The sequence below is a fragment of the Nocardia sp. NPDC056611 genome (genome assembly GCF_042792755.1).
GTDB lineage: Bacteria > Actinomycetota > Actinomycetes > Mycobacteriales > Mycobacteriaceae > Nocardia.
Genome location: NZ_JBHTVV010000002.1, coordinates 1,154,867 through 1,180,689, shown reverse-complemented (window position 1 = coordinate 1,180,689; position 25,823 = coordinate 1,154,867). Strand labels below are relative to the sequence as shown.

General features: G+C 70.0%; 9 protein-coding genes. 4 read left to right on the top strand and 5 right to left on the bottom strand.

Annotated features, from left to right (window positions below; translation table 11 throughout):
* Position 1 precedes the first annotated feature (1 nt).
* Positions 2-466 carry an NUDIX hydrolase gene (locus tag ACFRAQ_RS14045; protein ID WP_357276963.1) on the top strand — a complete coding sequence of 155 codons (465 nt, stop codon included), beginning with the start codon at positions 2-4 and terminating at the stop codon, positions 464-466.
* Here ACFRAQ_RS14045 and ACFRAQ_RS14040 read toward each other — a convergent pair.
* A complete protein-coding gene (locus ACFRAQ_RS14040; protein WP_379098881.1) occupies positions 447-1,382 on the bottom strand; it encodes a LysR family transcriptional regulator in 936 nt (311 codons plus the stop codon). The two genes, ACFRAQ_RS14045 and ACFRAQ_RS14040, sit on opposite strands and share 20 nt — an antisense overlap.
* A gap of 93 nt (positions 1,383-1,475) precedes the next feature.
* Here ACFRAQ_RS14040 and mqo point away from each other — a divergent pair, with 93 nt between their 5' ends.
* Positions 1,476-2,948 (top strand): malate dehydrogenase (quinone), encoded by a 1,473-nt coding sequence (gene mqo, locus ACFRAQ_RS14035; RefSeq protein WP_379098878.1) that lies wholly within the window; start codon positions 1,476-1,478, stop codon positions 2,946-2,948.
* Here mqo and ACFRAQ_RS14030 read toward each other — a convergent pair.
* Positions 2,885-3,889 (bottom strand): YncE family protein, encoded by a 1,005-nt coding sequence (locus tag ACFRAQ_RS14030; protein WP_379098875.1) that lies wholly within the window; start codon positions 3,887-3,889, stop codon positions 2,885-2,887. The genes mqo and ACFRAQ_RS14030 overlap by 64 nt on opposite strands.
* A 19-nt stretch (positions 3,890-3,908) precedes the next feature.
* Positions 3,909-4,778, bottom strand: coding sequence for an alpha/beta hydrolase (locus tag ACFRAQ_RS14025; protein WP_379098872.1), 870 nt, complete (start codon positions 4,776-4,778; stop codon positions 3,909-3,911).
* A gap of 110 nt (positions 4,779-4,888) precedes the next feature.
* Between ACFRAQ_RS14025 and ACFRAQ_RS14020 the strand changes: the two genes are divergently transcribed.
* Entirely contained in the window at positions 4,889-5,215 is a 327-nt protein-coding gene (locus ACFRAQ_RS14020) for a helix-turn-helix domain-containing protein (protein ID WP_357276973.1), read from the top strand.
* A 33-nt stretch (positions 5,216-5,248) separates the two neighbouring features.
* Here the strand turns inward: ACFRAQ_RS14020 and ACFRAQ_RS14015 are convergent, their stop codons facing one another.
* Together ACFRAQ_RS14015 and ACFRAQ_RS14010 are read right to left on the bottom strand one after the other, a co-directional pair.
* On the bottom strand, positions 5,249-6,403 hold the full coding sequence (locus ACFRAQ_RS14015; RefSeq protein WP_379098869.1) for a hemerythrin domain-containing protein: 1,155 nt from the start codon (positions 6,401-6,403) through the stop codon (positions 5,249-5,251).
* Positions 6,404-6,410: 7 nt separating this feature from the next.
* Positions 6,411-7,037: a TetR/AcrR family transcriptional regulator gene (locus ACFRAQ_RS14010; RefSeq protein ID WP_379098867.1), complete on the bottom strand. Its 627-nt coding sequence runs from the start codon at positions 7,035-7,037 to the stop codon at positions 6,411-6,413.
* A 665-nt stretch (positions 7,038-7,702) separates the two neighbouring features.
* Here ACFRAQ_RS14010 and ACFRAQ_RS14005 point away from each other — a divergent pair.
* Entirely contained in the window at positions 7,703-25,822 is an 18,120-nt protein-coding gene (locus tag ACFRAQ_RS14005; protein WP_379098864.1) for an amino acid adenylation domain-containing protein, read from the top strand.
* Position 25,823 lies beyond the last annotated feature (1 nt).

Here is a 25,823-nt window from a genome sequence, read left to right as displayed (position 1 = left end):
AGTGTGGGATTTCGAAGTTTCGCCCGGGCAGTCCATCGGCGAAACGGTGTTGCAGGAACTGCGGGAGCGGGCCGCCGCGGAGGGAGTCGCGCTACGGGTAGGGGTGGTCGTCGAGCACAATGACTCGGTACTGATGCTCGAGCACGAGGAGCACGTCGAAGGGCGTAGTCCGCTGCACCTACCGGGCACCGTGGTGCGCCCGGGCGAGTCGCTGGCCAGCGCGGTGGTGCGGGCCGTGCGCGAGGAGACCGGTCTGGCGGTCACCGATATCGTGCGCCACCTCGGCAGCTTCGACTACCTGTCCAGCGCCGGGAAACCGGTGCGCCGGGAGCATTTCGCCGCGGTGGTCGCCAGCGCCGGACCGGTGCGGGTGACCAACTACGCCGAATACCGGTGGGTTCCGCTGACCGGGGACCTGCCGGTCACCTCGTCGATCCGGCGCATCCTCACGACCTATCAGGAGTAGCCGGGGCCGCGCCGCGCCCGAGATACGACAGGGCCTGCGCGGCAACATGATCACGCAGGCGTGCCACCGCGGGAGTCGGGCGGTGGCTGCCCGAGACCAGGCCGATGCTGCGGTCCCGCGCACCGGCCAGGCTCACGCGTGACAGGCCCGGGTGGGCGACCTCCGGAGCGGGCAGCACCGCGATGCCGAGATTCTGGGCGACCAGGGCGCGCAGCGTCTCGAACTCGGTGATCTCGAAGCCGACGCGCGGGGTGAATCCGGCCTCGGCGCACCAGGAGTCGACCAGGCGACGCAGGTGGTAGGTCGGCGGGTTCGCGATGAACGGCTCGTCGGCCAGTTCGGCGAGCTCGACCTCGGCACGGGTTGCCAGCGGGTGGGCGTCGGCGACGTACAGATGCAGGCGCTGGTGGCCGAGGATGATCGCGGGCAGGTCGTCGGGGGCCGGGATGGTGACGGCCAGATCCAGGCGGCCGTCGCGGACCATCTCGGTCAGGGCGCTGCCATGAGCCTGCACGAGGTGCAGGCGGATACGGGGCGCGCCCGCGTGGAAGTCGGCCAGGAGTGACGGGATGCTGACCGGGCCGAGGGTGAACGGGAAACCGAATCGGACCAGGCCGCTGTCGGGGTCGGCGTCGCTGCGGACCACGTCGACGGCATCGGTGAGGGCCTGGACCAGGCCGCGGGTGCGTTCGTAGAGTTCCTGGCCGGCGGCGGTGAGGGCGATGCGCCGACCGACCGGTTGGAAGAGTTTCACCCCGACCACCTGCTCGACCGCCTTCAATCGGCGACTCAACGACGACTGCGGCACGCCCAGCCGCTGCGCCGCACGGGTGACATGCCCCTCCCCCGCGGTCGCATCGAACGCCGCGAGCAACGGGATCAGGGCTTCCACCTGCGATGACGCCAATTCATCCATATTCGGATCATAACGGTGCGGAATGAACATTGGACGGATGGATACGCGCGGCGTGACGATGACGAAGTACCCGCCGACCAGGAGGTCACGCAGATGAACGACCACGCCACACACAGCGAAACCGCCACGGACACAGAAATTCTCGATGTCGTACTGATCGGCGGCGGCATCATGTCGGCCACCCTCGGCGCGATGATCGCGGCGCTGCAACCGGATTGGTCGATGGCCTTGCTGGAGCGGCTCGACCGGGTCGCGGCCGAGAGTTCGGATCCGTGGAACAACGCGGGCACCGGGCACTCGGGCCTGTGCGAACTCAACTACATGCCCGATCCGGGCGATGCGGGCAAGGCGGCCGAGATCGCGTCGATGTTCGCGCTGTCGCGGCAGTTCTGGACGGGACTGGCCGAGCGGGGCGCGCTGGCCGACACCGGATTCGTCACGGCGACACCGCATATGGATGTGGTCTTCGGCGAGCGAGATGTCGACTACCTGCGGCGGCGATTCGAGACCCTGCGCGCGCTGCCCGCGTTCGCCGCCATGGAGTACAGCGAGGATCCCACCGTCATCGCGAACTGGGCTCCCCTGCTCATGGCGGGCCGGAAGCCGGGGCAACCGGTGGCCGCCACCCGGTTCGAGGCTGGCACCGACGTCGATTTCGGGGCGCTGACCGGGTCGCTCGTGCGGGCGATGACCGACGCGGGCGCGCGGGTGCGCACCGGTCACGAGGTGAAGGGGCTGCGGCGCGACGCCGATGGCATCTGGACGGTGACGGGCCGGGATCGGCACGGCGAGCGGCGCTTCACCATTCGCGCCCGCTTCGTATTCGTGGGTGCGGGCGGCTACGCGCTGAAGCTGCTCCAGCGGGCCCGCATCCCCGAGGTGCGCGGTTACGGCGTGTTCCCGGTCGGCGCGCAGTTCCTGCGGACCGACAACCCCGAGGTCGTGGCCCGGCACGAGGCGAAGGTCTACAGCCAGGCCCCGCTGGGCGCTCCCCCGATGTCGGTGCCGCACTTGGACAAGCGGAATGTCGGCGGCGAGTCGTCACTGCTGTTCGGCCCGTACGCGACGTTCAGTACGCGGCTGCTCAAGCACGGCAGGTTGATCGACCTGTTCACCACGCTGCGGCTGACGAACATCGTGGTGCTGGTGGCGGCGGGATTGCAGAATCTGCCGGTGGTCCGCTATCTGGTCGGCGAGTTGCTCGCGACCCGGCGGCGCAAGTTCGCTCAGCTGCAACGCTTCTACCCCGAGGCCGATCCGGCCGACTGGTATCTCGTCCAGGCCGGACAGCGCGCGCAACTGGTGAAGCCCGACCTCGACCGGGTGGGTGTGCTGACCATGGGCACCGAACTGGTCACCGGCGCCGACGGCACGATCGCGGGCTTGCTGGGCGCGTCCCCCGGTGCGTCGACCGCACCCGCGATCATGATCGAACTCCTGGAACGGTGCTTCCCGCAGCAACGTTCGGGCTGGGAGCCGGGCCTGCGGCAGCTGGTGCCGGGCTACGCCGAGGGCTCGAACTCCCAGAGCTCGGGCCCCGCCGCCGCGGCGGGGATCGGGAAGTAGCTGTGATGATCGGCCGGATCGACCACGACGACGTGCGCGCCGTCGGCCAGGTGCTCGGCTCCGACGGGAGCCGGGTGCCCGGTCCTGGCGTCGAACATACCGACCCAGCCGCTCTCGGCGGCCACGTAGACGCGCTGCGCGCCGGGATCGTAGGCGAGTACGTCGGGGGTCGGGCCGACGCTGTTCCGGTCGGTGACAGCGTGTTTCGCCAGATCGACCGTGGCCAGCGTGGCGTCGTCCTCGCAGCCGACGTACATCAGCTGCCGGGCCGCGTCCAGCGCCTGACCGTGCGGTCCCGAGCAGCCGGGCGTCGGAATCCGGTCGGTGACCGACAGCGCGCCGGGGTCGATGACCGCGAGATCGCCTCGGCCCTGCACCGCCACGATCATGCGGTCAGGACCCGGGTCGTAGACGACATTGCCGACTTCGCCGCCCAGAGTGACCGTGCCGCGGGCATGTCCGGTGTCGGCGTCGAGGACCGACTCGCTGCCCGCGCGCTCATTGGTGGTCCAGACCGCGTCGCGCACCGGATCGTAGGCCAACCCGTCCGGGTACGTCCCGGTCGGCGCGGTGAACAGCACCGACCCGCTGTCCTCGTCCAGGGCGACGAGCCGATCACGCCCGGTCACGGTCGCGTACACCCGGTGCTTCTCCGGAACGACCAGCACGCCATGGACATCCGGGGTGTCGGCGATCGTGCGCACCACGCGGTGCGCGCGGACGTCGACCTCGACGATTTCACCGGCTCCCAGGTGTGCCAGGAACAGCAGTCCACGACCGGAATCCAGGCTCGCGTAATCGAATCGGGCCGAGCCGCCCGGCAGGGCCACCTGGGCGACCTTCCGCAGCGGCAGCGGTCCGCCGGAGGTGGCCGGGCCGGATGAGCAGCCCGCGACCAGTGCGATCGCGGTCAGCGCCCATCCGGCTCGTCTCGGCCACATCCGGCTCACCTCACGCGGGTCAGCAGACGCCGCGGAACAGGTCGGCGGCCGCGTCGGCGGCGGGCTCGATCAGGCGGGGATCGTCGTAGAAGTCGATCTGGCCGACCGAGTCCAGCCACAGCTCCGATTTCGGGGATGCCACCCCAGCGTAGAACTTGCGCGCCCACGGCGGGACCAGGGCGTGCTCGGAGTGCACCAGCAGGAACGGCACCGACAGCCGGGCCGCCGCCTCCTGGGCGTCGAAACCCGCGGTGTGCTCGAAGGATTCGACGGCGAAACCGTTCGTGTAGTTGGGGACCACGCCGCGCGGGGTGCCGTAGTACTCGAACGCCTCGGTCAGGGGCATGGCCACGTCGCCGTTGTCCGCGGCCACCGCCGGGATGGTCTCGACCTCGCCGGTGGCGAGGCGGCGCTCCCGTGCCAGGCGGCCGCGCTCGACCACCGCCGGATCCGCCGGGTTGGCGGCCGCGTCGGCATACACGCCCGCGACGCCGGCGAACGCCCGCAGGCGCGGGTCGTCGGCGACCGCGCGGGCCATGTAGCCGCCACCGGCGCAGACGCCCAGCGCGACCACGGTCTTACCGGTGAAACGCTCGTCCGCTTCCAGCGCCGAGACGGCGGCGCTGATGTCGGCGGCCTTGCCCAACGGGTCCTCCAATTGCCGCGGCTCCCCGGCGCTCTCGCCGAAGGTCCGGTGATCGAAGGCCAGGGCGGCGAACCCGCGGCGCGCCAGCGCTTCGGCGTAGACGCCCGCCGCCTGCTCCTTGACGGAGGTCAGCGGGCCGGTCGTGACCACCACGCCGGTGGGCTCGCCCTCCGGCACATACAGGGTGCCGACCAGTCGGTCTCCGGCACGGGTGAAAGTGAACGGAACTGTGCTGACAGTCATCTGGTGCTCTCGTCCTCGAAGTCGTCGCATTACGGTGAAACACGACGGTAGGCGCGGACCCCCGCCACCGATAGAAGGCACTTCGAAGTGCCCTTCCGAACGGAGGCGCGATGGACCTGGTGATTCCCGACGTACTCGAGGAATCCTGCACCACCCGCCAGGCCCTCGAACGCCTGGCCGCCAAATGGCGCATCCTGCTGATCTACGCGTTGCTCGACGGCGCCCAGCGCCCGGCCGCGCTGCGCCGCCGCCTGCCCGGCATCACCCAGAAGGTGCTCACCGAAACCTTGCGCGGCATGGAATCCGACGGGCTCGTCGAACGCCACGTCTTCAAGGAGACCGCCCCGCAGCACATCGAGTACTCCCTCACCGAACTCGGCAAATCGCTGCAGACCCCGCTCGCCGCCATCTGCGCCTGGGCCGCCGACCACCCGTGACCGAACGGTCGGCGGACCACACGGCTCCGGCCCTCACCCCTCCCGAGGGCCCGAGCGTTCCGCGATCCCGGCCAATCGGGCCAGATCGGAGTGCAGCGCCGACCGGCGATCATGATGGGCCGGGGTCGCGACCCAGACGACGCGGTCGAACCACATCGGCATGGACAGCACCCGATAGGTCTGCACGATGCGCGTGCCGCCCTCGGAAGGTTCGAGGGTGTAGCGCCATTCGGTGTTGTCACCGCAGACCCCGCCGTGGGTGACCCAGCCCAGTTCGCGCGGCGCGTCCAGCACCGTGATCGTGCAGGCGCGGCTCCAGCGCATGACACCGGACTTGCTGTACCCGACGAATCGGGCGCCCGGGGACGCCTCGGTCGCGCCGTCGAGCCAGCGCGCGGAACGGCACTCGTGACTCCACTCGCCGACGCGGGTGACGTCGGTGAGAATGTCCCAGACCTGTTGCGGTGACGCGGACGTCGTGTATTCCTGGCGGCCGCCGAGTGTGGTCTTCAGGGAACTGAACTCGCTGGTGCGCCACCGCTGGAACGCGCCGTGCCGGTAGCGGTGGATCATCAGGTGGAGAATGATCCAGCGCGGCACCGCGGGGACCAGTTCGGTGATGGCGGTCCGATCCTGACCTCGCAGGCCGTCCAGGATGAACAGGCCCTGATCCGATAAATCGATGGGCCCCAACGGTTTCACGTTGTATTCGAGATCCCAGTGCCGCCACTCGGCGTCGGTGAGGGTCTGCGAGACGATCGGCATCATCTCCGCCTCCTCGCGCGCGAGATGCGGAAGCAGGACGCCGGTCAGCGCATCGAGGGCGTCGACCACGCGCGGGCGATGCTCGGCCGAGTCACGGTAGGTCCGGGCGGCGGCGCCGAGGTCGTCCATGGCGGGCGCGATGGACCGATGATCGGTGTTCATGGTGTCGAGGAGGGCCCAGGCGCCCGAATTGCGCTCACGGACCAGCGGATACAGGTGCTCGTCCTCGGATTCGTGGTGATGGTGCAGGAAGTCCATCATCCAGAGCAGATGGGCGGCCAGCGCCCGGCGTTGCTCGTCGAAGGGATAGGGCCATTCGGTGAGCGCGTGGCGGGCGCGTTCGAAGTCCCGCCGCAGGGCGGAATGAACGATTCGCATGACTCGGGTATCCGCGGGTCCGGCCAGGCCGGTGTCGGCGGTCATGGCATTGCTACTCCTCGTGAAGGTCGAGCAGCCGCACGATCGCGTCGGCCGCCCACTGTTGATACTGGGCATGACTCCACCCGCTGACCGTGGTGAGGAGCCGGTAGATCTCATTGCTGAACACCGACTGGACCGCATCGGCTTCCAGCTCGGTCAACGGCCGTCCGGCCGCCGCGGACACGAGCGCGGTGCGCGAGATGCGTTCCTGCGCACGGCTTCCGGCGTCCAGCTGAGCGAGCTCGGCGTTGCTCCGAGCCGCGCTGTCGAGGACGCGGCGCAGTTCGGCGGTGCGCCGGTAGATCCCGGCGCTCACCTCCGCCAGTGCGGCGACGCGGGTCGCAAGGGGACCTTCCCCCACGCCGAACCACGGGCGATCGTCGAGTGCGATCTGCGCGTCGTCGCCGACGACCGCGATGTCGAGGACGGTCTTCAACAGTGCGGTCTTGTTCCCGACGCTCGCGTACACCGTCTCCACCGAACATCCCGCTTCGCGCGCGACATCGCGCATGGAGGCGCCCTCCCAGCCGCGCTCGACGAACAGTCGCGAGGCGACCTCGACGACCCGCCGGCGGGTCCGCGCCGCCGTCTCCTGACGAAGCGGCGACTCGTAACGACGGGACTTGGCGGGTGACACACAAAAAGTATGGAACGACCAAGTATTCAACACAAGACTGTTCCAGTGATTTACCACGGAGCCATCGATTGACAGGTTGCGCCAAGTTCGCCAGTGACCCTCCCCTTGAGGGTTCGAGGCGTGCGAGAGGCTAGCTTTCGATCTGGTCTCGACTCACGTCACTGTGATTTTCACGGCTAAACTGCACCAATATCGCAGGTCACACACCATGAACTAACGTTCGGCCATCCGGATCCCATGCTGTGAGGCACAACCTTTTCCAACATTTTGATCAATAAACCGACTGGTTGCGGCATCGGAGCGCAGAATCATCATGGACAGTCGCTTTTCAAGTTGGGAAGTTCGGCATGGTCTCAGTCGACACTGCGGTCGAAGGCATACTGGACGGTTTTCCGGGAGGTCTGAGGGTGATTCGGGGGTCGGGGTGGATGCGATGTAGCGAACGAATGCCGGGAATCGAGCGCCGACGTCGGCACATACGAACCGGTTGGTACTCGCTGTAATGATCTCAGCGGCGGACCCGACGTACACAGCAATGCGGGTGTCGGAGTCACACCCTGCCGCCATATTCCATGGTCCCCGGACCCGGCGCGCGTGAGCGTATCGACAGCCGGCCCTCGGGCGTTTTGAGTTCCTGACGTGAACGTTGTTTGCTGGAGGTCGAAATGCGCCAACTGCACAATGGCATCGAAAGCAATCCTGACCAGCCAGAATCGTTGCCAGATGGCACATTTCATTCATCACACGAGGTCTTTCCGCTGACATCCGCGCAGCGGGGAATCTGGTTCGCCCAGCATCTCGCGGTCTCCACACCCATATCCGTCGCCCAATACGTCGAGATCGTCGGCGAATTGGACGCCGAACTCCTGGTCGAAGCCTGCCGAACGGCCGGCCGGGAGTTCGGGTCGGGGCATACTCGCCTGGTCGAGATCGACGGCGAGCCATTCCAGTACGTCGACGCCGACAACGGCGCCTCGGTGTGGGTCGAGGACTTGCGACAGGATGCCGATCCGGTGGCGACGGCACATCGCAGAATGACCGAGGACTATTCCGCACCCCTGGATCTCTTGCGCGACTCCCTGGTGATCGCCATTGTCTTCCAGGTCGGCGACGACCATTACCTGTGGTACCAGCGCGCGCACCACATCGCGCTCGACGGATTCGCCGCCGTGACCATGCTGCACCGCATGACCGAGCTGTACAACGCGTGGATCAAGGCCGAGGAGCCCCCCGCGTGCGTGGCCCAGGACCTGCGGCTGGTCGCCGAACAAGATCTGGCGTACCGCGATTCGACGCGGATGGAGAACGATCGCGCCCACTGGATGGAGCATCTGACGGGCGCACCGGCGGGCGCCAGTCTGGCCGCCCACGTCAACAAGCCCACCATTCATCCGACGCTGGTCAGCACCGAACTCGCCGAAGACACCGCACATCTGCTCGATACCGTCGCGCTCGACCACGACAAGAGCGTGACCCCGATCATCGTCGCCGCGTTCGCCGCCTATCTGGCGAGAATGACCGGCAGCGACGAAGTTCTCCTGAGCCTGCCCGTGTCGGGCCGGCATTCCGCGGTATTGCGGCGTTCGGGCGGCATGGTGGCCAATGTGGTCCCGTTGCGCATCCGAGTCGCGGATCGCACCGTCGGCGAACTGATCGCGGCGGTGAAAAGCGAATTGACGAGCGCCCTGCGACGGCAGCGGTATCGCCAGGAGGACATATTCCACGATATGGGAATCGCGCGCGACGAGGCCGCCTCGTTCGGCCCCGCCGTGAATCTCATGATGGTGGAGAACGAAGTCGTCCTGGGCGAGACGACGGGCCGTTTGCACGTGCTCACCTCGGGCCCCACCTCCGACCTTTTCGTCAACATCTACCCGGGCGCGGGCAAAGAGAGCACATATATCGACTTCCAGGGGAATCCGAATTCCTACAGCCATGACGAACTCGCCGGTCACCATCGGCGATTCCGCATGTTCCTGCACGAATTCCTGGCGAGCGGATCCGACGGCCGGATCGGCGCTCTGCCGCTGCTCGACGTCCAGGAACGCGATGAGCTGCTGCCCGTGCGCGGGCCCAGCGCCGTCGACACCCGCCTGCTGCCCGACATGCTGGCCGAGAGCGCCCGCCGGAACGCGGCCGGCTGCGCGATCATCTCCAATGGCCGGAGCATGACCTACGCCGAACTGGACTCCGAGTCCTCGCGGCTCGCCCGGCAGCTGATCGCGCTGGGTTGTGGCCCGGACACGGCGGTGGCGATCATGCTGCGCCGGTCGACCGATTCGGTGGTGGCGACCTGGGCGGTCGCCAAGAGCGGCGCGGCCTTCGTGCAGATGGCCCCCGACTATCCGGCCAAGCGGATCGAGCACATGGTCGCCGACAGCGGTGCGACCGTGGCGATCACGGTGAACGCGCTGCGCGAGACCCTCCCGGCGGACCTGCGTCAAGTAGTGCTCGACGACCCCTCGACCCTGGCTCTGTCCGACGCCGCGGACGGGCCGATCTCCGACCTCGACCGCAGCCATCCGCTGCGGCCGTCCAATGTCGCGTACATGACCTACACCTCGGGCTCCACCGGAACGCCGAAGGGTGTGCAGGTCACGCACACCGGTCTGGCGAATCTGGTCGCCGATCGCGCGGCCACCTTCGGCATCGACACGACTTCCCGTGTGTCGTACGCCCTCTCCCCCAGTTTCGACGCCTCCCTCGAACAGTTCCTGACCTGCTTCGCGTCCGGGTCCACGCTGGTGGTCGTGCCGCCCGAGGTGGTCGGCGGCGACTCGCTGACCCGGCTGCTGGCCGACGAGCACGTCACCCACCTGACGCTGACGCCGACCATGCTGGCGACGGTGGATCCGGAGCTGCCGACCGATGTGCGAGTGGTCGTGGTGGGTGGCGATGTCTGCCCGCCGCATCTGGTCGAACGCTGGACGCTGTCGGCGGCCATGTTCAACGAGTACGGGCCCACCGAATCGACCGTCACCGCCGCGGGAGCGATGCTCGAGCCCGGGCAGGTGCACACGATCGGCGGCCCGATCCGCGGCGTCGAGGCCATGGTCCTCGACCGTGCGTTGCAGCCCGTGCCACGCGGCACCGTCGGCGAGTTGTATCTGGCCGGACCGGGATTGGCCCGCGGCTACAGCCACCGATTCGTCGAGACCGCCGCCCGCTTCGTCGCCGACCCGTACGGCGGGACCGGTGCGCGCATGTACCGCACCGGCGATATCGCGCGCTGGACCGGCGAGAACGGCGACACCGCGCTCGAACTGATGGGCCGCAGCGATTTCCAGGTCAAGATCCGCGGCTACCGGATCGAGCCGGGCGAGGTCGACGCCGCGCTCACCACCCACGAGGACGTGGATCTGTGCGTCACCGTGCCGGCACAGAACAATGTCGGCACCACCGTGCTGGCGTCGTATGTCGTGCCGGTCGAGGGCCGCGATATCGATCCGGTCGAGATCCTGCGCTTCGCCCGCGAAACGCTACCGCCGCACCTGGTTCCTGCGATCGTGCTGCCCCTGGACAGCCTGCCGATGAACGCCTTCGGCAAGGTGGATCGCCACGCCTTGCCGAAGCCCGAGTTCGGGACCGCACCCGCCGGGCGGGCCCCGGCGACCGAACGGGAGAAGACGATCGCGGGGCTGTTCGCGGAGGTGCTCGGGGTGCCCCGGGTCGGGGCCGACGACAGCTTCTTCGTCCTGGGCGGCGACAGCATCCTGTCGATCCGCCTCGTGGCGCGCGCCAAGGCCGAGGGCCTGGGCTTCTCGACCCAGGACGTCTTCGTGCACAAGACGGTCGCCGGGCTGGCGGCCGTGGCCACCGAGGTCGGCGATGCGCCCGGGCTGGCCGAACTGCCGGGCGGCGGCGTCGGGCGGATGCCGTTGTCGCCGATCATGCACGCCATGCTCGACCGCGGTCACTACGACCGGTTCGCGCAGGCCGCGCTCGTGGAACTCCCGGACGGAGTCGATCGAGCCGGTCTGGTGCGCGCACTGGGCTCCCTGATGGACCGCCACGACATGCTGCGCGCGGCCTTGCGCGGCGTCGGATCGGGTGGCTACGTCGAGGTCCTCGAGCGGGACGCGGTCGACCCGGGTTCCTCACTGCACGAGGTGCGCCTCGGCCGTCGCGACGCCGACGAGATCGACCGTCATCTCCAGGACGCCGCGGATCGATTGGATCCCGGCAACGGCGTACTCGTTCAGGCCGTGTGGCTGCGGGACGACCGCGATTGCGGACCCGACCTGCTCTGGCTGGTGATCCACCATCTCGCCGTGGACGCGGTGTCGTGGCGCACCGTGCTCACCGATCTCGCACAGGCCTGGACACAGGGCGATGAGCCGCGGTGGGGTCCGGCCACCACCTCGGTGCGGCGGTGGCTGCACGGTTTGGCCGAGCGGGCGCACGGTAGGCGCGCGACCGAACTCGAGCACTGGAAAGACGTTCTCGCGCACGAGGACCGACTACTCGGCTGGCGTCGCCTGGACCCGGACGTCGACACCGGGGCCACCGCGGGCCGGATCCACGAACGGATTCCGGCGGCGGTGACCGAGGCGGTCCTCACCACCATCCCGGACCGATTCCATTGCGGCGCCAACGATCCGCTGGTTGCGGCCCTGGTGCTGGCTCTGGCGGAGTGGCGGCGCCGGCGCGGCGTGACCTCGACCGGGGAGTCGATCCTGTTGGAGGGCCACGGCCGCGAGGAACACGCCGTCCCGGGCGCGGATCTGGGCGCCACCGTCGGCTGGTTCACCACCCGCTTCCCGATCCGCATCGAGTGGGACGACCTCGACCTCGACGACGCCCTCGCCGGCGGCCCGAGCGCGGGACGGGCGATCAAGCTGGTCAAGGAGCAGCTGCGCGCGGTGCCGGGCAACGGCATCGGCTTCCCGGTGCTGCGGCATCTCGATCCCGTGGGCCGCGCCGAGCTCGCGCCCCTGCCCAAACCGCAGATCAGCTTCAACTACCTCGGCCGCGTGAGTTCGGGTGAGCGGTCCGGGCCGTGGGCCCCGACCACCGAGTTCACCGCGCTCACCGGGACCAGCGATCCGGCCATGGCGCTGGCCGCCCTGCTCGATGTCAATGCCATCGCCGAGGCGGGCAACGATGGGCTGGAGCTCGCTGTGACATGGGAATTCGCGTCGCAGGCGATGGCGGCCGAGGACGTCGAGGAACTCGCCGGACTGTGGACCCGCGCGCTGGAGTCGCTGGCCGATCACGTCCGGTCCGCGACCGGACACAGCTACACGCCCTCCGACTTCCCGCTCGCCACCGTCGCCCAGGAGCAGATCGACCGGTGGCTGCGCGAATACCCGTCGATGACCGAGGTGTGGCCGCTGACCGCCCTGCAGTCCGGTTTGCTGTTCCACACCATCTACGACCGGGGCGGCGAGGACGGCTACATCGTGCAGGCCGCGCTGACGTTCGACGGCCAGGTGGACGGCGAGCGGATGCGGCGGGCCGCCCAGGTGCTGCTGGATCGGCACGACGCCCTGCGGACCGCGTTCGTCGAGACCGATGCCGGGCCGCGTCAGATCGTGCTGCGCGACACCGCGGTCGAGTGGGCCGAGTCCGATGTCAGCCTGGTCGACCGGCAGGACGAAGCGCTGCGGGACATCGCGCGCATCGCCGCCGCGCCCTTCGATCCGGCGCGGCCGCCACTGGTGCGTTTCCACCTCGTGCGCACCGGTGTCGAGCAGTTCCGGCTGCTGGTGACCAATCACCATCTGGTGCTGGACGGCTGGTCGATGCCGCTGCTCATCCACGAGTTGCTGACGCTGTACGTCTCCGACGGCGACACCGCCGGCCTCGCGCCCGCGCGGTCGTTCCGCGAATACCTGCGCTGGCTCCAGGAGCAGGACGGCGACGCCACGGCGGCCGCGTGGCGGGACATGCTCGCCGGGATCGACCGGCCGACGCGGATCACGAACGGCCCGGAGCGGACGGTCACCTCGGACGCGGGCGAGGTGGGCCTGCACCTCGATGCCGCCACCTCCGCCGCGATTCTCGACCTCGGCCGCTCGCACGGCGTCACCCCCAATACCGCCCTGCACGTGGCCTGGGCGCTGCTGGTGTCCGTGCTGGCCGGGCGGCCGGACGTGGTGTTCGGCAATACGGTCTCGAACCGTCCGCCGCGGATTCCGGATGTCGAGCGCATGGTCGGGCTGATGGTGAACACGCTGCCCGTGCGGATCCGGCTCGAGCCCGGCGAGACCGTCGGCGATCTGCTGGTGCGGGTGCAGTCCGAGCAGGCCGCGATGCTGGATCACCGGCACATCGGCTTGGCGGAATTGCAGCGGGTATCCGGGATCACCGACATGTTCGACACCGCGACGGTGCTCGAGTCCTACCCGTTCGATCGGGAGCTGCTGGCCCACGACCTCTCGGCCGCCGGTTTGCGGCTGGTCGAGATCGACGCGCACGACGCGACGCCGTTCCCGTTGAGCCTGCAGGTGACCCCACCGCGCCCGGGTGGCGACGGCGGAGCCGACACCGGAACCTATTCGGTGACACTGAAATTCGCTGCCGACCGCTTCGACGACAATGACGCCCATCAGCTGCTCGGTCGCTTCGAGCTGCTGCTCATGCAGCTCGTCGACGATCCGGCCGCCACGGTCGCGTCGATCTCGTCCTGCTGGGATTCCGAACGCGCCAAGCTGCTCTCGGTCAGCGGCGGCGAGCCCGCCCCCGAGCGGGTGCTCCGCGACATCCTGTCCGCGACCGCACGCCGGCACCCCGACGCCGCGGCTATCCGGTACGGCGACACCACGTGGACCTATCGGGAGCTGGACGAGCGCGCCGACGCGTTCGCCCGCCGACTGGTCGCCCACGGCGCACGCCCCGAGTCGACCGTGGCTCTGGTGCTGCCCCGCTCGGCCGAACTCGTCGTCGCGATCTGGGCCGTCGCCAAGACCGGCGCCGCGTTCCTGCCCCTGGATCCCGGCAATCCGGCCGCGCGGATCGGCGAGCTGCTGTCCGGCTCGCACACCCGACTGGGTGTCACGACAAGCGCTGTCGCACAGCAGCTTCCGACGGCGGTCGACTGGCTGACGCTGGACGCTTCGACGTCCGACGCCGATGAGCTTCTCCCGCACCCGCCCGAGGTGGACCTGTCGGTCGACCACGCGGCGTACGTGATCTACACGTCCGGCTCGACCGGCACGCCGAAGGCGGTCCACCTCAGCCACCGGGGTCTGGCCGATCTGGTCGCGGCGCAGGCCGACGCGTTCCGGCCCACCCCGGAATCCCTGGTGTTGCAGGTGGCCTCGCCCGGATTCGACGCCTGCGTCTCGGAGATGCTGTTGGCGCACAGCAGCGGGGCGTGCCTCGTGGTCGCGCCGCCCGAGGTGTACGCGGGCATCGACCTGGAGGAACTGCTTCGGTCGCAGCGGGTTTCGCACGCGATCATCACCCCGTCGGTGCTGAACACCATGGACCCGTCCCACCTGCCGTCGTTGACCACCCTGGCCGTGGTCGGTGAGGCGGTCGGGCCCGACACCGTGAACCGGTGGGCCCCCGGCCGGCGGCTCATGAACCACTACGGTCCGACCGAATGCACCATCTGGGCAACGGGATCCGACGATCTCGCCGCCGGTGACCCCGTCACGATCGGCGGACCCGTCATCGGCGCGTCCGCGCTGGTGCTGGACCCGTGGCTGCGACCGGTGCCGGTCGGCGTCGCGGGTGAGCTGTACATCGGCGGCCCGGGCCTGGCCCGCGGCTACCTCGACCGCCCGGAGGTGTCGGCGTCGCGGTTCGTCGCCGATCCGCGGTCCACCCGCGGTGAACGGCTCTACCGCACCGGTGATTCCGTGCGCTGGGTGCGGGCGAACGGCCGTCTCGCGCTGGAGTACCTGGGCCGCATCGATCAGCAGGTCAAGATTCACGGGCTGCGCATCGAGCCCGGCGAGATCGACGCCCACATCGCGCGCCACCCCGCCGTGTCCAGCGTCGCCACGGTGACCGTCGACGGGCCCACCGGCGAACCGTTGCTGGTGTCCTATGTCGTGGCCGCACCCGGCGAATCGGTCGACGTGACCGCCATCGAGGGCGATCTGGCGGGCAGCATGCCGCGCTACATGAACCCCGCCGCGATCGTGCGGCTCGAGGAGATGCCGCGCACGCCCACGGGCAAGGTCGATCGAAGAGCCTTGCAGAAGCGCGCCTTCGAGGTGGGCGCGACCGGCGGCAGAGCACCGTCGACCCCCGCCGAGCAGGTGATGGCGCGGCTCTTCGCCGAGGTGCTGCACCTGGAGTCGGTGTCCGCCGACAGCAACTTCTTCGCCCTCGGCGGCGACAGCATCGTGTCCATGCGGCTGGTGGCGCTGGCGCGGAACGCGGGGTTGACGCTGACTCCGCGAGATGTCTTCGAAGGCAAGACCGTTGCCGCCCTGGCCGCGATGGCCGACGGCGGGGCGACCCCGAAGGCCGTCGAGGAGCCCCCGCGGCCCGCCACCGCGCATCACGCGTATCGCGCCGCGGGTACCCAACTCGTCAAGCTCACCCGCCAGGACATCGATCAGCTCGAGCGGCAGTACCCCCGGCTGTCCGATGTCTGGCCGTTGTCGCCCATGCAGTCCGGCATGCATTTCCATACGATGTTCGACCCGGACGCGGACGACGGCTACACCGTCCAGACGATGATCGGCTTCTCCGGCGCCGTCGACGCCGAGCGGCTGCGGCGGGCCGCGCAGGCCCTGGTGGACCGGCACGACATCCTGCGGGCCGCGTTCGCGGAGACCGCGGCCGGGCCGTGCCAGGTCGTGGTCGATCACGCCGAGATCCCGTTCCGGGTGGTCGATCCGGCCGCCGGCGACGACGCGGACGGCCCGGCCGACCCGGCGGCGATCGCCGCGGCGGACGCGGCCGAGAGCTTCGACCTTGCGGCCCCGCCGCTGCTGCGCCTGACCCTGATCCGGCTCGGTGCGCAGTCCTACCGGCTGCTGGTCACCAATCACCATGTGATCCTGGACGGCTGGTCGATGCCGCTGCTCATGGCCGAACTGCTCGACTACTACGGCTCGCCCGACCACATCGACGCCGCCGGACCGGCACCCACCTACCGCGACTACCTGACCTGGCTGGGTCGGCAGGACAACGCCGAGTCCAAAGCGGCCTGGGCGCGGGAATTCTCGGATGTCGACGCCCCCACCCGGGCGTCCCGTGAGGCCGACGCGGGCCCGACGTCCTCCGGCGAGGTCGGGGCCGAGCTGACCGAGGACCGCTTCGGCGCACTGCGCCGGGTGGCCGCGGACGCGGCCGTCACCCTCAATACAGCCGTCAACGCGGCCTGGGCGCTGAATCTGCGTGTGCTGACCGGTGAGACCGACGTGATCTTCGGCGCCTCGGTCGCGGGCCGGCCTCCGGAATTGCCGATGGTCGACCAGACGCTCGGCATGTTCCTGAACACGATTCCGGTGCGCGTCCCACTCGATCCGGCCATGACGGTGCGCGAGTTGCTGAGCGAGATGCAGTCGCGGCAGGCCCGCATGCTCGACCACCACCACATCGGCCTGCCCGAGATCCACCGTAGCGCAGGCTTGTCGGAGCTGTTCGACACCGCCATCACCTACCAGTCGTTCCCCGTCGACCGCTCGGCCCTGCAACGCCTCGTCGATTCGGCGGGCCTGCGGGTGACCGACCTCGACGGCGTGGACGCGGCCCCGTACCCGTTGAGCATGGTCGTGGAACCGATGCAGTCCGAGCACGGTGCGGCGAACGGCCTGAAGATCATCCTCCGCTACCACGAACGGGTCTTCGACCACGACTCCGCGCGGCGCGTTCTCGACCGCTTCATCGACCTGCTGGGCCGGATCGGCGCGCACGCCGGCACCCGGCTGGGCGAACTGCCCCTGGACCGGGAACCGCCGCCCGCGTGGCCGGAATCGGCTGCCGAGGTGGCGCTCCCGGAGACCCTGGATCGCATCCTCGCGGCCTCGGTCATCGCCGATCCGGATACGGTCGCGGTTCGCTGCGGCGCGGATTCCCTGACCTACCGGCAGCTCGACGACCGATCCACCCGGCTGGCTCGAATCCTGTTGCGGCGCGGGGCCCGACGCGGTCAGGTGGTCGCCTCGGTGCTGCCCCGCTCGCTGGCGGCCACCGTCACCCTGTGGGCGGTGGCGAAGACGGGTGCGGCGATCCTGCCGATCGATCCGACGCTGCCCGCCGAACGGATCGAATTCCTGCTGTCGGACTCGGGCACCGTGCTCGGGCTGACCGACGGTTCCGTCCGCAAGCGCCCGCCGGACGGCGTCGACTGGCTGCTGCTGGACGGGTCGCAGGCGTTGCACGCCCTGGACTCGGTGTCGGGCGCGCCGATCACCGATGCCGAACGCGGCGCGCCGATCCGGCGCGAGCAGATCGCGTACGTCAGCTACACCTCCGGCTCCACCGGAACCCCCAAGGGCGTGCTGGTGAGCCATCGCGGCCTGGCCGATATCGTCGCGGCGCAGCGGCGGCGGTTCGGGGTGGACCCGATGTCGGTGGTGCTGCAGGTCGCCTCGCCCAGCTTCGACGCCTCGGTGTTCGAACTGCTCATGGCGCACGGGTCGGGCGGCCGCCTGGTCGTCTCCCCCGGCGAGATCTACGCCGGGCCCGACCTGGCGGAACTGATCGCGCGCGAACGGGTTTCGCATGCCGTGGTGACCCCCTCGGCGCTGGCGACGGTCCCGACCGCCGGTTTGGACGGGCTGCGGCTGCTGGCGACCGCCGGTGAACCCCTCGGGCCCGAACTGGTCGAGCGGTGGGCCCCCGGGCGCACCATGGTCAATCTGTACGGGCCCAGCGAGACCACCATCTGGGCGACGGCCACCGACGCGCTGACCCCGGGTGCGGCCATCACGATCGGCCGACCGGTCGGTCCCGTGGCGGCCGTAGTCCTCGACACCTGGTTGCGGCCGGTGCCGCACGGCGTCGCGGGTGAGCTGTACCTGTTCGGCGCGGGCCTGGCCGACGGCTACGTCGCCAGGGCGGCCTTGACCGCGGCGCGCTTCGTGGCCTGCCCGTTCGGTGCGCCCGGCCGCCCCATGTACCGCACCGGCGACGTGGTGCGCCGCACCGCCGACGGCGAGTTCGAGTTCCTGGGCCGCAACGACTTCCAGGTGAAGGTGCACGGCACCCGCATCGAACTCGGCGAGATCGACGCCGCGCTCGGCGCGCGGCCCGAGGTCGCGTACGCGGTCACCGTGCCGCGCCACGATCCCGGTCGGCCGGTCCGGCTGGTGTCCTATGTCGTGCCCGCGGCCGGAATCCAGCTCTCGGGTGCGGAATTGCGTGCGGCACTGGCCGAGTCGCTGCCCCGGATCATGGTGCCGTCCGCGGTGATCGTGCTCGACGAGGTGCCGCTGACCGCCAACGGCAAACTCGATCGCGACCGACTACCCGAGCCCGTCGCCGTCACCCGCGAATTCCGGGCCCCGACACCGGGTGCGGAAGAACTGGTGGCACGGATCTACGAGCGGGTCCTCGATGTGGCCGGTGTCGGCGCGGACGACGACTTCTTCGAACTGGGCGGCGATTCGCTCAGCGCCTCGCTGGTCGCGGGACGGCTGGGCGCGGCCCTGCAGGTGCAGGTGCCGGTGCGGTCCATCTTCGAAGCGCCGACGGTCGCCGAATTGGCCGCTCGCACCTGGACATTCAGTGACTCGGACCGGCTGCCGCTGCTGCCCGGGACCCATCCCGACCCGGTGCCGCTGTCGCTGGCCCAGCAGCGGATGTGGTTCCTCAACCGCTTCGAGCCCGAATCCCCGGCCTACAACATCCCGGTCATGCTCCGGTTGTCGGGATCGCTGGACACCGAGGCCCTCGCGGCCGCGCTCGCCGATGTGGTCACCCGCCACGAGGTGCTGCGGACGGTCTACCCCGAATTCTCCGGTGAGCCCCGGCAGGTCGTGCTCGACGAGCCCGCGACCGCGGTCGAGCCGAAGCGCGTGCCCGAAGAGGCCGTCGCCGAGGTGGTCGGCGATTTCGTGCGCCGCGGATTCGACGTCACCGCGAACGTTCCGATGCGGGTGGGCCTGTTCGAACTCGCCGAACACGACGATGGCACCGGCGAATTCCTGCTGGTGCTGGTGGTCCATCACATCGCCGGTGACGGCCAGTCGATGGGGCCACTGGCCCATGACGTGATGACGGCCTACGCCGCGCGAACCGCGGGGCACGCGCCCGAATGGAAGCCGCTCACCGTGCAGTACGCCGACTTCGCGTGGTGGCAGCGCGAGATGCTCGGCGCCGCGGACGATCCGGCCTCCCTGATGTCCGCCCAGCTGGAGTTCTGGCGCACCACCCTCGACGACGCGCCGGACCGATTGGACCTGCCCGCCGACCGCCCGCGCCCCGCCGTCGCCTCCCTGGCGGGCGGCCGGGTGCCGGTGCGGATCGACGCGGACCTGCACCGGCAACTGGTCACCCTCGCGCGGTCGCGTGGAGCGTCGCTGTTCATGGTGATGCACGCCGCGCTGGCAACGGTGCTGGGACGGCTCGGCGGCACCGACGACGTCGTGATCGGCACCCCTGTCGCCGGGCGCGGCGAACCCGGCCTGGAACAACTGGTCGGCATGTTCGTGAACACGCTGGCCCTGCGCACCCGGGTCGACACCACCGAGCGGTTCGCCGAACTCCTCATGCGCGCCCGCGACACCGACCTGCTGGCCTTCGAGCACGCCGACGTGCCGTTCGAGCGGGTGGTGGAGGAGCTGAACCCGGAGCGATCCGCGGCCCGGCATCCGCTGTTCCAGGTGGCCCTGGCGTTCGAGAACCTGGCGACGGTCGAGGTGGCGCTGCCCGGCGTCCGCATCGCCCGCGCCGAGGTCGATACCGGGGCGACGCAGTTCGACCTGCAACTCGTGCTCTCCGAAGCGGCCCCCGAGGCCGGTGTCGCACAGGGCATCTCGGGCATGCTGACCTTCGCCCGGGACCTGTTCGACGAGTCGACCGCGGCGGCGATCGTGCGCCGGTTGGTGCGGGTGCTCGAAGCCGTCGCCGCCGATCCGGCCGTGGTGGTCGGCGATATCGACTGGCTCGACGCCGACGAGCGCGCCGCGCTCACCTCCCGGGCCGGAGCGCGCACCGGCACCCGGCCGGAGCCCTCCGGACTGCTGCCGGAGGTGTTCGACACCGCCGTCCGGAACAACCCGCACGGCATCGCCGTGGTCGCCGGCGACACCGCGTTGACGTACACGCAACTCGATGAACGCTCGAACCGGTTGGCGCGGTTGCTGATCGGCCGCGGCGCCGGACCGGAGACCCCGGTGCTGGTGGCGGCCTCGCGCTCGCTGGAGACCGTGGTCGCGTGGTGGGCCGTGGTGAAGTCGGGCGCGGCTTTCGTCCCGGTGGACGCCGGATACCCGGAGAGCCGGATCGCGCAGATGGTGTCGGATTCGGCCGCGACGCTGGGTGTCACGGTGTCCGCCGTCTCCGGCCGGCTGCCCGCGTCGGTGGACTGGATCGTGCTCGACGACGCGGCTGTCGCCGAGCGCCTCGACGGGTTGGCGAGCGGGCCGGTCGGCGATCCCGACCGGCTCCACCCGATGCGCGCCGAGAACGTGGCATACGTGGTCTTCACCTCCGGGTCGACCGGAAAACCGAAGGGCGTGGCCGTCACCCACACCGGCGTCGCCGACTTCCTCGCCTCGTTCCGCGCCGACTTCGACCTCGGGCCGGCCTCCCGGGTGCTGCGCTTCGCATCGCCGTCGTTCGACGCCGCCCTGCTGGAGACCCTGATGGCGGTCAGCGGCGCCGGTGCGCTGATCATCGCGCCGACCGGCGTCTACGGTGGCGCCGAGATGACGGAATTCCTGCGCGAGGAGCGCGTCACCCACGCCTTCATGACCCCCGCCGCGCTGGCATCGGTGGATCCGGCCGGGCTCGACGACCTGCGGGTGGTCATGTCCGGTGGTGACGAGGTGTCGGCGGAGCTGGTGAACCGGTGGGCCGGAACCGATCTCGCGGGCGCCCGGATGTTCCGGGAGCTGTACGGTCCGACCGAGGCCACGATGGTGACCACGGCGACCGGACCGCTGTGGCCCGGCGACCGGCCGACGATCGGCGTTCCGTTGCAGGCCGTCCAGGCGCTGGTCCTCGATGCCCGGCTGCGGCCGGTGCCCGTCGGGGTGGCCGGTGAGCTGTATCTGGCGGGCCCCTCCCTGGCGCGCGCCTACCTGGACAAGCCCGCCGCCAGCGGGTCCCGCTTCGTGGCGCACCCGTTCGGGGAACCCGGCAGCCGCATGTACCGCACCGGCGACGTGGTGCGGTGGAACGCCGAGGGCAATCTGGAATTCCTGGGACGCAACGACTTCCAGGTCAAGATCCGCGGCTACCGGGTCGAGATGGGCGAGATCGACGCCGTCCTCGACGCGCGGCCCGATGTCGCCTACGCGATCACCACACCGTGGCGCACCGACACCGGGCCCACCCAGCTGGTGACCTATGCGGTCCCCGAGGCCGGGGCGAGCCTGTCGAGCGAGGAGCTGCGCGCGGCACTGGCCGAGGCGCTGCCGTCGTACCTGGTCCCCGCCGCGGTGATGATCCTCGACACCATCCCGCTCTCCCCCAACGGCAAGCTCGACCGCTCGGCGCTGCCCGCTCCCGTGGTGCAGGCCAAGCGATTCCGGGCCCCGTCCTCCCCCGCGGAGGAGATCGTGGCGGGCATCTTCGCCGACGTCCTCGACATCGACACCCCCATCGGCGCCGACGACGACTTCTTCGAACTGGGCGGCAACAGCCTGGTCGCCACCCGTGTCGCCGCCCGCATCGGCGCCGCGCTCGACGGGACCGTCCCGGTGTCGACCATCTTCGAAGCGCCGACCGTGGCGCGGCTGGCCGCACGCGCCGAATCGCGGGCCAATACCGGCCGGATCGGGTTGACCGCACAGCAGCGGCCGCAACGGATTCCACTGTCCTACGCCCAGCAGCGCATGTGGTTCCTGAACCGGCTCGAGCCCGACTCGGCCGCCTACAGCATCCCGATCATGCTGCGGCTCACCGGAGAACTGAACCTCGACGCGCTGCGCGCGGCCCTCACCGAGGTGGTCGACCGGCACGAGGTGCTGCGGACCGTCTACCCGTACGCCGAGGGTGAACCATCGCAGGTCGTGCTGCCCACGGCACGGGCCATGACGCCGATCACGCCGACCCCGGTCACGGAATCGGAACTGGCCGAAGCGATGTCGGCATTGGTCGCGACGGCCTTCGACGTCACCGTCGACGCGCCCCTGCGGGTCCGGCTGTTCGAACTCGGGCAGCACGAATGGGTCCTCGCCGTGGTCGCGCACCACATCTCCTGCGACGGCTCCTCACTGGGCCCGCTCGCCCGGGACACCATGACCGCCTACGCCGCCCACCTGACCGGCGAGACCCCGAATCTGCCCGAACTGCCGGTGCAGTACGCGGACTACGCGATCTGGGAACGCGCGGTGCTGGGCACCGAGGACGATCCCGACTCGCTGATCCGAGCCCAGATCGACTACTGGACCCTCGAATTGGCGGAACTCCCGCCGCTGCTGGAACTCCCGACCGACCGGCCGCGGCCGCCCGTGCAGACCTACGCGGGCGCGACCGTACCGATCAGCATCGACGCCGACCTGCACACCGGACTGCAGCAGGTCGCGCGGGAGCACAACACGACGCTGTTCATGGTGGTCCACGCCGCGCTGGCCGCCACCCTGGCCCGGCTCGCCGACATGGACGACATCGCGATCGGCACCCCGTACGCGGGACGCGGCGAACCCGAACTCGACGACCTGGTCGGCATGTTCGTCAACACCCTGGTGCTGCGGACCCGGCTGGCGCCGGAGATGACCCTCACCCAACTGCTCGAGCATGTGCGCGGCACCGACCTCGCCGCCTTCGGGCACGCCGACGTGCCGTTCGAGCGGCTGGTGCAGGAGCTGAATCCGATGCGGTCGCACGCGCATCACCCGCTGTTCCAGGTGATGCTGGCGTTCCAGAACGTCGACAAGGCCGAATTCGAACTGCCGGGCCTGTCGGTCTCGGGCGTCACACCCGACGCCGACACCGCGCTGTTCGATCTGCTGGTGTCCGTACAGGATTCCTACGACGCCACCGGCGAACCTGCCGGAATCACCGGAGCGGTGACCTACGCGAGCGACCTGTTCGACGCGGCCACGGCGAGCACCATCGCCGACCGGCTGCTGCGGCTGCTCGGCGCCCTGGCGACCGACGCGACCCAGCAGGTGTACGACGTGGACCTGCTCGGAGTCGAGGAACGGGACACCGTGCTGCGGCACTGGAATTCGACCGACCGCGACCTCCCCACCGACGAGACGCTCGCCTCGCTCTTCACCGACTCGGTGCGGGCCCACCCGGACCGGACCGCCATCGTGACCGCCGACGAGTCCCTGACCTACGCGGCATTCGCCACCCGCGTCAACCGGTTGGCGCGCTGGCTGATCGGCCGCGGCGTGGGCCCGGAATCCCTGGTGGCGCTGCGGATGCGGCGGTCCCTGGACCAGGTGACCGCCATGTACGCCGTGCACGCCGCGGGCGCGGGCTACGTGCCCATCGATCCGGACCTGCCGGACGATCGCGTCGAGTACATGCTGTCGATCGCGGCGCCCGCGCTGGAACTGTCGACCCTCGACGGCCTGGACCTGTCCGGATTCGACGACGGACCGGTGACCGACGCCGACCGGATCGTGCCGCTGCGACCACACAACCTCGCCTACGTCCTGTTCACCTCCGGGTCGACCGGACGGCCGAAAGGCGTGGCGGTGACCCATGGTTCGGTGGTGAACCAGGTGCGGTGGCTCGGCGGCACCTACGCGTGGTCACCCGACGACGTGGTGCTGCACAAGTCCCCCGCCACCTTCGACATGTCGGTGTGGGAACTGTTCGCGACCCTCGCCATGGGGGCGCGCATGGTGATCGCGCGCGCCGACGGGCACTCGGACCCGATCTATCTCGCGGAAACCATTGCCGCCCAGCGAGTCACCATCACCGCGCTGGTGCCGTCGATGCTGGCGGTGTTCGCCGACGCGGTGCCCGCCGGATCCCTCGACTCGGTGCGGACGCTGCTGGTCGGTGGTGAGGCGTTCGGTCCCGACGTCGTCGCCGAGGCGCGGCGCACCATGCCCGGGGTCGAATTGCACAACCTGTACGGGCCGACCGAATTCACCGTGTGCGCGACCTCGCATCCGGTCACCGACACCGACAGCGGGAACATGCCGATCGGCGCACCCGCCTGGAACACCCGGGCCTACGTGCTCGACAGCCGGTTGCACCCGGTGCCGCCGGGCGTCGCGGGCGAGCTGTACCTCGCGGGCGCCCAGCTCTCGCGCGGCTACCAGTCGCGACCCGGCCTCACCGCGGAACGGTTCGTGCCCGACCCGTTCGGCGACGGCGGACGCCTCTACCGCACCGGCGACCTGGTGCGCTGGAACAGCGACGGCGAACTGGAATACCTGGGCCGCACCGACTTCCAGGTGAAACTGCGCGGCCTGCGGATCGAACTCGGGGAGATCGAGGCGGTGCTGGCCGAGCACCCGAGCGTCGCCCGCGCGATCGCGCTGGTGCACAACACGGGCGCGGCCGAACACCTCGTCGGGTACGTGGTGCCCGCCGCGGGCGCGACCATCGACACCGCCGCGATCCTGGCGCACGCCGCGGGCGCGCTGACCGACTACATGGTGCCCACCACCGTGATGGCCCTGGACAGCATGCCGCTCACCGTGTCCGGCAAGCTGGACCGGAAGCTGCTCCCCGAGCCGGTGCTCCCGGTCGGCGAGTTCCGCGAACCCTCGTCGTGGCTCGAGGAAGAAGTCGCCCGAGCCTTCGGCGCGGTGCTCGGCGTGGACCGGGTCGGCGCGGACGACGACTTCTACGCCCTCGGCGGCAACTCGCTGAAGTCGGTGCAGGTGGTCACCCACCTGCGCAAGGAGATCGACTACGAGGTGCCGATCCGGTGGATGCTGTCCGATCCGTGCCCGGCCGACCTGGCCAAGCGGATCGAATCCGGCATGCGCTCCGGCAGCACGGTCGACGGCGCCGCCCTCGGCTTCGACGTCCTGCTGCCCATCCGGACCGGCGGCGACCAGCCTCCGCTGTTCTGCATCCATCCGGCCCTGGGCCTGTCGTGGTGCTACCACGCCTTCGACCGGTACCTCGCCGGCGATCGGCCGATCTACGGCATCCAGGCCCCACAGATCACCGGCGAGGACCCGGGACCGACCACGATCGTGGAGATGGCGCAACGCTACTTCGCGGAGATCCGCGCCGTGCAACCCCACGGCCCGTACCACCTGCTCGGCTGGTCGCTGGGCGGCGCTATCGCCCACCAGATCGCCGTCGAAATGCGTTCCGCCGGTGAGGAAGTCGCGCTGCTGGCACTGCTGGACGCCGAGGCGAGCGGGGTCGACGAATCCACGCTGCGCACCGTCACCGCGGGCGAGCTGATCAGCAACCTGGGCCCGGTCATGGGCGTCGACTACGTCAGCCCCGACGCGACCGCCCAGGAGGCCGCCGACCTGATCGAACAGCACCTCGGCACCGCGATGGGCATCGACGCCGCGCAGATCGAGCGCCTGACCGACGCCTACAACCTGGCGATCCGGGCCGCCAGCACCTGGCAGCCTGCGGTCCTCGACAGCGACATGCTGTACTTCACCGCCACCCGCGACCGGCGGGCCGACGCCGCCGGACACGCCGGATGGGCCGACGTTGTCAGCGGCCAGATCTCGGCCTTCGACATCGATGCGGCCCACCTCGAGATGACCGACCCGGGCGCGGTCGCCCAGATCGCCCACATCCTCAACGCCTACTTGGAGCGCTGAG